The sequence below is a fragment of the Tardiphaga sp. genome (assembly GCF_041424195.1).
GTDB lineage: Bacteria > Pseudomonadota > Alphaproteobacteria > Rhizobiales > Xanthobacteraceae > Tardiphaga.
The window spans coordinates 1-8,708 of record NZ_JBGMOE010000115.1; the positions used below are offsets into that span (position 1 = coordinate 1).

Below are 8,708 nucleotides of genomic sequence, written 5' to 3' on the forward strand. Positions count from 1 at the left end.
CGCTCTCGCCGCCACCGTCATCTTCTGGCTTTGATCAATGAGTCCTGAGCCTAGGTCCGCCCTCTTTCTTAAAGCTGAGACAACCGAATGATTTCTGCTCTCGACCGCCGCCAGTTCCTCCGCGGCGCGGCCCTCGCCGGTGGCGGCGCCGCCTTGTCAGCCTGGCTGCCGGCCTGGGCGCAGACGATCTCGCCGGGGATGCGACCGACGCTGCCGACCGTGTCGGGCGAAGACATCACGCTCACCATCGCCCGGCAGTCGATGACCATCGACGGGCGCAAGTTCCGGGCAATCGGCCTCAACGGCACGGTCCCCGCCCCGCTGATCCGGCTGCGCGAGGGCCAGCGCGTGCGGCTCAACGTCATCAATCAGCTGGAGGAGGACAGCTCGATCCACTGGCACGGGCTGATCCTGCCGGCCAATATGGACGGTGTGCCGGGCGTGTCTTTTCCGGGCATCAAGCCGGGCTCGAACTACCTCTACCAGTTCTCCGTCGTGCAAAGCGGCACCTACTGGTACCACAGCCATTCAGGCCTGCAGGAACAGGAAGGCCATTACGGCCCGATCATCATCGATCCCGCCGGTGCCGATCCGGTCGCCTATGACCGCGAGCATGTCATCGTGCTCGCCGATCACAGCGCGCTCTCGCCGCAGGCGATCTTCCGGCGCCTCAAGGTCAATCCCGGCCATTTCAATTTCCAGCGCCAGACCCTGGCCGGGCTCCTGTCGGGCAAGGATCAGCCGCTCAAGGACCGGCTCGACTGGGGCCAGATGCGGATGGACCCGGCCGACATCTCCGATGTGACCGGATCCACCTACACCTATCTCGTCAACGGCCATGGTCCGATGGACAACTGGACCGCGCTCTTCACCCCGGGCGAACGGGTGCGGCTGCGGGTCATCAATGCGTCGGCGATGACCACCTTCAACGTCCGCATCCCCGGCCTGCCGCTGACCATCGTTCAGGCCGACGGGCAGAATGTGGTGCCGGTCACCGTCGACGAGTTCCAGATTGGTGTTGCCGAGACCTACGACGTCGTTGTCAGCCCAGGCGATGACAAGGCCTACACCCTTGTCGGCGAGGCGATCGACCGCTCGGGCATGGCGCGTGCCACGCTCGCGCCGAGGGCCGGCATGGCCGGCGAGGTTCCCCCCTTACGCAAACGGCCGCTCGCCGACATGAAGGACATGGGCATGGACATGTCCTCGATGCCGGGCATGGAAGGCATGGACATGTCGGGCGGCGCTATGCGGGGCGTCGATCCGACGGCCGAGAAGAACGCGTCCGCGCGCCTCGCGACCGGCGCGGCGGCAGCGATGGCGACCATGGACAATAGCGCCATGGCAGGCATGGATCATTCGGGGATGGATCATGGATCGATGGCCGGCATGGACCACGGCGCGATGGGCGCCGATGGCCAGATGGCGGGCATGGATCATGGCGGGCACGCGATGGGCTCGATGAAGATGCGCGACTTCTCGAACGCGCCGCAGGTGAAGCGCGACCCGAGCGTCCAGACCATCTCGCCGATGCCCGTAGACCGCACCGGCGAGCCCGGCCAGGGCCTCGCCGACGTCGGCCACAAGGTGCTTGTCTACAGGGACCTGATGGCGCTCGATCGCAATCCGGACGTGCGCGCGCCGAGCCGCAGCATCGACATTCACCTCACCGGCAACATGGAGCGGTTCATGTGGTCGTTCGACGGCGAAAAAATGTCGGACCATCACGAGCCGATCCCCTTCATCGAAGGCGAGCGGGTGCGCGTCAATCTCATCAACGACACGATGATGGGGCATCCGATCCATATTCACGGGCATTTTTTCGAGCTGGTGACGGGGCATGGCGATCATGCGCCGCGCAAGCATACGGTGATCGTCCAGCCCGGCGGCAAGGTGACCTGGGACTTCACCGCCGACGCGGTCGGCGACTGGGCCTTCCACTGTCATCTCCTCTACCACATGCATGCAGGGATGATGCGGGTCGTGAGCGTCCGTCCGAAGGGAGACGCGCAATGACCCGCATCCTCACGCCGCTGGTGAGCGCGATCGCCCTTCTCTCCGCCGCGCCCGCCTTTGCCCAGGATCATTCGATGCACGACATGCCCGGCATGACGCCGCCGGGCGGGGCGCGGCCGGCGCAGGAGAAAAAGAAGGACAAGGCCGCCGCGCCGCGCCCCAAGCCCGCTACCAGGCCGCGCGCTCAGAAACCAGCGCCGGGCACCATGCCGGCAATGGACCATTCGCAGGACCAGGCCAGTCCTGCGCCACAGGCAGATGCCGCCGGTCAACCGCAACCCGCTGCTCCCGCGATGGCGGAGATGCCGGGCATGGACCACTCCCGGCATCAGGACGGCGCGATGCCGGACATGCCCGGGATGGACCATTCGCAGCATGGCCAGACCGCCATGCCCGGAACCTCCGCCATGCCCGGCATGCAAATGACCGGCACGGCGCTTCCGGCCGGCAATGCGCCCCCGCCGCCCCCCCCCAGCGACCACTTCGCCGATCGGGATTTTCCCGGCGGCGAGATGGCGCGCTCGCGCGACATCATGATGAAGGACAGCGGCGGCAACAATTTCGGGCAGGTGCTGCTCAACCTGTTCGAGTATCAGGCGCATAGCGGCCGCGATGGCTATCGCTGGGATGGCGAAGGCTTTTACGGCGGCGACATCAACCGCCTCTGGCTCAAGAGCGAGGGGGAAGGCGAGTTTGGCCGCGGGATCGACAGCGCAGACGTCCAGGCCCTCTATAGCCGCGCCATCGACCCCTATTTCAACCTTCAGGCCGGCGTCCGCCAGGACTTCGGCCGCGGGCCCAACCGCACCTATGCGACCGTTGGCGTCGAGGGTCTGGCTCCCGGCATGTTCGAGGTCGAAGGCGCGCTGTTCCTCTCGACCAAGGGCGACCTTCTGGGCCGGGTCGAGGGCTATTACGACCAGCGCATCACCCAGCGCCTGATCTTGCAGCCGCGCGCCGAGGTCAATTTCGCCGCGCAGGATATTCCGGAGAACGACATCGGTTCGGGGCTGGTCAACATAGAGCTCGGCGCGCGCCTGCGCTATGAGTTCAGCCGCCAGTTCGCACCCTATATCGGCGTCTCCTATCTGCGCAAAGCCGGCGACACGGCGCGGCTGTCGAGGCTTGCCGGCGAGGACGTCCATGCGACCAGCTTCGTCGCCGGCGTTCGCTTCTGGTTTTAGCATCAGGACGGCTGATGGCGGGGGCGAACAGGAGAGCGGGGCGTTACACTCATACCAAGGTCGGCCGGCGCCGAGCGAAGGAGATACGCCATGGACCATTCGTCCCACATGAACACCCGGAAGATGGGCGCCTATTGGAGCCTTGCCGTTCAGACCGTCATCAGCGGCGTCATCATGTATCTGGTGATGTTCGTCATGATCGACGGGCTCGACAGCTTCTACAACAACCTCAACATGCTCTACATGACGCTGATGATGGTCGCACCGATGGTAGTGCTGATGATCCTCGCCATGCGGCACATGTTTGCGTCGAAGGCCGCCAACATCGCGCTGATCGCCGCCTCGCTGGTCGCCTTCTTCGGCAGCTTCGCGCTTATCCGCACCCAGACCACGATCGGCGACACGGCCTTTCTGCGCTCGATGATCCCGCACCATTCCGGGGCGATCCTGATGTGCCAGGAAGCAAAGCTCAGCGATCCGGAAGTCATCCGGCTCTGCGAATCGATCAAGCGCTCGCAGCGGCAGGAAATCGACGAGATGAAGGCCATTCTCGCGCGGCGCTGAGCGGCTCGGTCGGGCTACGCCCGGATACGCGCGCCCGGCCAGGCATGTGAGCCGGCCGATGGTCGACACGAGGCGCGGGGCGGACGAGATTGCAAGCGACGTAGCGCGGCTTGCGCTGCTGTTCCTGCGACAGGCTGGCGGCCACGTCCTGACGCTGCTCGATCCTTCCGGGATCGTGCTGAGCTATAATGAAGAAGGCGAGCGTGCCGAATGCTGGCCGCTCGATCGCGTCCTGGGACAGCCCCACGACCTGTTCTACCCGCCCGACGAGATTGCGGCGGGGCGTCCAGGCGCAGACCTGGCGGCCGCCCTTCACGAGGGCACGCTGGAGCGCGAAGCGTGGCGGGTCTGCGAGAACGGCGCGGAATATCTGGCGCGCCTGACGATCACCGCACTGTTCGAAGGCGACACACATCGCGGCTTCGCCTGCATCAGCCGCGATGTCACCGACGAGGCGGCGGTCCGCGCATCGATCGAGACCCGCGAGCAGCATCTGCAATCGATTCTGGCGACGGTGCCGGATGCGATGATCATCATCGACGAGACCGGCGCCATCACGTCGTTCAGCGCAGCGGCACAACGCCTGTTCGGCTACAGCGAAGCCGAGCTCGTCGGCCGCAACGTCTCCTGCCTTATGCCCCAGCCCGATCGCGACCGTCACGACGAATATCTCGCGCATTATCTGCAGACCGGCGAGCGCCGGATCATCGGCCTCGGTCGCGTCGTGGTCGGCCAGCGCCGCGACGGCTCAACCTTCCCGATGCAGCTGTCGGTCGGCGAGGCCGGTGAAGACGGGCAGCGGTTGTTCACCGGCTTCATCCGGGATCTCACCGCCAAGGAGCAGGATGAGCTCAGCCTCAAGGAACTGCAGGCAGAGCTGGCCCATGTCTCCCGGCTGAGCGCGATGGGCACGATGGCCTCGACTCTTGCCCACGAACTCAACCAGCCGCTTGCCGCGGTCGCGCTCTATCTCGAGACGATCCGCGACATGCTCGACGAGCGGGACGACGAACCCTTCGTGTCGCTGCGGTCGGTGATGGATGATGCCGCTCAGGAAACGCTGCGGGCCGGCCATATCGTCCGGCGCCTGCGCGATTTCGTCGCCCGTGGCGAGGTCGACAAGAGCCTCCACGAGCTGCCGCAGGTCATCGCCGAGGCGAGCCAGCTCGCGCTGGTCGGCGCACGCGAGCGCGGCATCCGCAGCTTCTTTGCGGTCGATCCCGCCGCGACGCCGGTCCTCGTCGACAGGGTGCAGATCCAGCAGGTGCTGGTCAACCTGATGCGCAATGCCATCGAGGCGATGGCGGAATGTCCCGTTCGCGACCTCAAGGTGGCGACCAGGTTGCGCCCTGACGGGCTGATCGAGGTGACCGTGGAGGATACCGGCCCCGGCATCGCCGACGAGGTCCGCGAGCAGCTCTTCACGGCGTTCAACTCGACAAAGGCCGACGGCATGGGCCTCGGCCTTTCGATCTGCCGGACCATCATCGAAGCGCATGGGGGCCGTATCTGGATGGAGCGCCCCGACCGCGGCGGCGCGCGCTTTCATTTTACCTTGATCCATGCGCGGGCGGAGGAGGAACATGGGGGATAGACGCGTCATCCATCTGGTCGACGACGAGGAGAGCATCCGCAAGGCGGCGAGCTTTGCGCTCAAGACCGCGGGCTACGACGTCGTGACCTATGCCTCGGGCGTGGAGTTTCTCAAGGAGGCGAAGTCGGCGGCCGTCGGCTGCGTCATCCTTGACGTGCGCATGCCCGAGATGGACGGTCTCGAGGTTCAGGCCGCCATGGCAGCACGCGGGGTCAACATGCCGGTCATCGTCCTGACCGGCCATGGCGACGTGTCGGTTGCGGTGCAGGCCATGAAAGGCGGCGCGGTCGACTTTCTCGAGAAGCCCTTCGAGAAAGCGGCCCTGCTCGGCGCCGTCAGCCGCGCGTTCGCACGTCTCGACGATGTCGACCTTCGTACCCTGGAAACGTCCGAAGCAGGGGTGCGGGTCGCTGCACTGACGCCCCGGGAGCGGGAAGTGCTCGAAAGGCTGGCGAACGGCCTGCCCAACAAGACGATCGCCTATGACCTGGGCTGTTCATCGCGAACGGTCGAGGTCCATCGCGCGAGCCTGATGGCCAAGCTCGAGGTCCGCAATTTGTCCGAAGCCCTGCGGATCGCCTTTGCCGCGGGCATGGGCCGCAAGCCGAAGTGACTGCGACCTCTACGTAGCGACGGGACGGGGCGCGATATGCGATCGATGGTGCAATCGTCACACGGGTGTCCGCTTCTCGCAATGCCATCGGTCCGTTCCACCCAGCATGATGGCAGATACACCATCCTCGTTTCCGACGACGATCCCGGCGTGCGGCGTGGCCTCCAGCTGCTGCTGAGATCGCGCGGCTATGCTGTGTGGGGATATACCACCGGCCACGCGCTGTTGGCCGACCCGCGCGCGAAGGAAGCAGACTGCGTCATCCTCGACTATCGCATGCCCGACATCGACGGATTCGCGATGCTGCGTCACCTTCGCGAGATCGGATGGTCGGGACGCGCCATCATGATCTCAGGCTTTCACGACACGCTGCTGGCCTCGCGGGCCGCCGAGGCGGGCTTCGATCACGTTCTCGCAAAGCCTTTGATCGGCAGGGCTTTGCTCGATGCGTTGGACCGGCACCGCGCCGAGACGCTTCGAAAGCATTGAGTTATGGCGGCCTGCCCCAGCGGCCTCAGCCCGCGCGATGTGGAAAGCGGTCAGCGACGTCAAAGCCAGTGGCTGCGTTTGAACCGGATGTAGGGTCCGATGCAGACCGCAGCGATGACGCCGAGGATGACGAAATATCCCCATTGCGTCTTCAGTTCGGGCATATTCTCGAAATTCATGCCGTAGATTCCGGCAATCGCGGTAGGCACCGCGAGGATCGCGGCCCAGGCGGCAAGCTGACGCGTGATCGCACCCTGGCGCTGCTGTTCGAGCAGGTGACTCGCCTCGAACACCGAGATCAGGATGTCGCGGATGCCGGTGATGGCGCTCTCAACCCTGAGCATGTGATCGAGCAAATCACGGAAATAGGGTTTGGAGGCCTCATCAAGCCGCGGAAGCTGCAGGTTCACCAGCTTGCGACCGACCTCGAGCATGGGTCCGAGCACGCGTTGGAAGCGGACGAGCTCACGCCGCAGCGTGAAAATCCGGGTCACCTCCTCGCGGGTGAGAAAGGCTGCAAGCATGCGCTGCTCCATCTTGAGGACGTCCTCCTCGATCGCCTCGACGATCGGGAAATAGCCATCGACGATGAAGTCCAGAATGGCATGGAGCACATAGTCCGGGCCCTCGCGCAGCAGCTCGGGCGTGATTTCGAGATGCGCGCGAAGCTCGCTGTGCGAACGTGCCGAACCCTGCCGAACGGTGATCAGGAAACTCTTGCCCAGGAAAATCGCGGTGGAGCCGTAGGCGATATGATCGCCTTCAAGATGTGCCGTCCTGGCGACGATGAACAACTGGTCACCGTAGACGTCGAGCTTGGAAATCTGGTGGCCGTTGCCGGCATCTTCCACGGCAAGCGGGTGAAGGCCGTAATTTCCGGCGATGTCGGCAAGTTCTGTCTCGGTGGGCTGGGAGAGGCCGATCCACACAAAGTCATCCTTGGCGATATGCTCGCACGCCGGATCGATCAGGGTCACCGGCCGTAGCCGTTTGCCCTCGTGATAAAGAAAGGCGGCGACGACGCTCATGGCACTTTCCGGTGCCGCCACTGCGGCGGCGACCGGAAGCCGTGTGCCTGGCCCATTGAGACGCGCGCACGAGCAGACGCGCCTCATTCTTCAAGCCCAGTCGCAGGAAGAAGAAAGCGGCGCGCAGCAATTCGAGCGAGAGCTTGTAGAAAAAGCGGCGGAGCGTTGGGTTTCGCAGAAGGCCGCTCCCGTTCATGACGCGCGTGGCTGGGCGGCGCGCTGCCAAATCAAGGGCACGCAGACTGCGAAGGTCCGCGCACCCTTGATTGGCGACCGCGAGGGCTTCGTCCTCTCTTGCGATGGTACCAAGCGATTGCCCGTTTGGCGCTTCGGCAATCGTGTCGGATGGCTATACCTAAGTATCGGATAGCGGCGCTGACGACAGGGGTTGCCGGGCCCCGGTGAGGCGCATCGCACCGCGCGGAGACGAAAGCTGGAAGACGGGAAAGCTCAACTGTCGAAAGCGACCGAGCGCGCGAGCGCTTCCTGGGACTGCAGAAAGGCGAGCCGCGATTGCAGCGCCGCCTGGACAACGCCGAAAGCGTCACCCCCCAGAGTCACGCGCAGCGGCGGATGGTCGCTGGTTGCGACATCGACGATCGCTTGCGCGATCTTTTGCGGGTCGAGCGTGTAGAGCTCGTTTCCGGCGGTCTCGAACATCTTGCGGATATCGCCGGCGGGCGTATCGCGATAGGCGGCGATCTCGCTGGCGAATTGCAGGTTGTGGCTGAAGCTGGTGCGCGCGCCACCCGGCTCGATCAGCGTCACGAACAGGTTGAAGGGTTCAAGCTCCTGGCGGAGGCATTCGCTGAAGCCCTCCAGGCCCCATTTGGCCGCATGATAGAGACTGCTCGTCGGAAGCGAGCCCTGACCGCTGGCGCTGGAGATCTGGATGATCCGGCCGCTCCCGCGCAGGCGCATCGCGGGGACAAAGGCGCGGGTGATGTGGATGGGCGCCATGAGATTGAGCGCGATCTGGCCTTCGACCTCGGCGTCCGACATCTCTTCGGTGGCGCCGATCACGCCGCCGCCGGCGTTGTTGACCAGAATATCGACGGGTCGACGCGCCTGCGCCCGGGCCACGACCGCAGCAATATCGTCCTTGACCGTGACGTTCCTTCTCACGATCTGGCTTTTGAGCCATTCGAGCATGGAATCTTTTGCGATCATGGGCGTCGTCGTCGCTCTCGGCAGCATCGTCTACCGGGCCAGCATCCGCC

9 protein-coding genes are annotated in these 8,708 nt (G+C 64.8%); 7 read left to right on the top strand and 2 right to left on the bottom strand.

Translation table 11 applies throughout. The features are described 5' to 3' along the window. Positions 1–87: 87 nt before the first annotated feature. The 6 genes from ACEK02_RS16295 (at position 88) to ACEK02_RS16320 (ending at position 6,460) form a co-directional block, all read left to right on the top strand. Entirely contained in the window at positions 88–2,016 is a 1,929-nt protein-coding gene (locus tag ACEK02_RS16295; RefSeq protein ID WP_037462748.1) for a copper resistance system multicopper oxidase, read from the top strand. Then, the gene (locus ACEK02_RS16300; RefSeq protein WP_021238863.1) at positions 2,013–3,200 is read left to right on the top strand and encodes a copper resistance protein B; all 1,188 of its coding nucleotides are present in this window, start codon (positions 2,013–2,015) and stop codon (positions 3,198–3,200) included. The genes ACEK02_RS16295 and ACEK02_RS16300 overlap by 4 nt, the downstream gene beginning before the upstream one ends. 90 nt (positions 3,201–3,290) lie before the next feature. Further along, complete coding sequence (locus ACEK02_RS16305; protein ID WP_013039091.1) at positions 3,291–3,764, top strand: DUF305 domain-containing protein; 474 nt, start codon at positions 3,291–3,293, stop codon at positions 3,762–3,764. Between the two features lie 58 nt (positions 3,765–3,822). Continuing rightward, on the top strand, positions 3,823–5,358 hold the full coding sequence (locus ACEK02_RS16310; RefSeq protein ID WP_021238862.1) for a nitrogen regulation protein NR(II): 1,536 nt from the start codon (positions 3,823–3,825) through the stop codon (positions 5,356–5,358). Continuing rightward, positions 5,348–5,971: a response regulator transcription factor gene (locus ACEK02_RS16315; RefSeq protein ID WP_013039093.1), complete on the top strand. Its 624-nt coding sequence runs from the start codon at positions 5,348–5,350 to the stop codon at positions 5,969–5,971. The genes ACEK02_RS16310 and ACEK02_RS16315 overlap by 11 nt, the downstream gene beginning before the upstream one ends. A gap of 81 nt (positions 5,972–6,052) precedes the next feature. Beyond that, entirely contained in the window at positions 6,053–6,460 is a 408-nt protein-coding gene (locus tag ACEK02_RS16320; RefSeq protein WP_013039094.1) for a response regulator, read from the top strand. 59 nt (positions 6,461–6,519) lie between these two features. Here ACEK02_RS16320 and corA read toward each other — a convergent pair whose 3' ends face one another. Next, the gene (gene corA, locus ACEK02_RS16325; RefSeq protein ID WP_047169236.1) at positions 6,520–7,488 is read right to left on the bottom strand and encodes a magnesium/cobalt transporter CorA; all 969 of its coding nucleotides are present in this window, start codon (positions 7,486–7,488) and stop codon (positions 6,520–6,522) included. Between corA and ACEK02_RS16330 the strand changes: the two genes are divergently transcribed. Continuing rightward, complete coding sequence (locus ACEK02_RS16330) at positions 7,487–7,858, top strand: hypothetical protein (protein ID WP_030541630.1); 372 nt, start codon at positions 7,487–7,489, stop codon at positions 7,856–7,858. The two genes, corA and ACEK02_RS16330, sit on opposite strands and share 2 nt — an antisense overlap. 80 nt (positions 7,859–7,938) lie before the next feature. Here the strand turns inward: ACEK02_RS16330 and ACEK02_RS16335 are convergent, their stop codons facing one another. Next, the gene (locus ACEK02_RS16335; protein WP_232307279.1) at positions 7,939–8,658 is read right to left on the bottom strand and encodes an SDR family NAD(P)-dependent oxidoreductase; all 720 of its coding nucleotides are present in this window, start codon (positions 8,656–8,658) and stop codon (positions 7,939–7,941) included. Positions 8,659–8,708 lie beyond the last annotated feature (50 nt).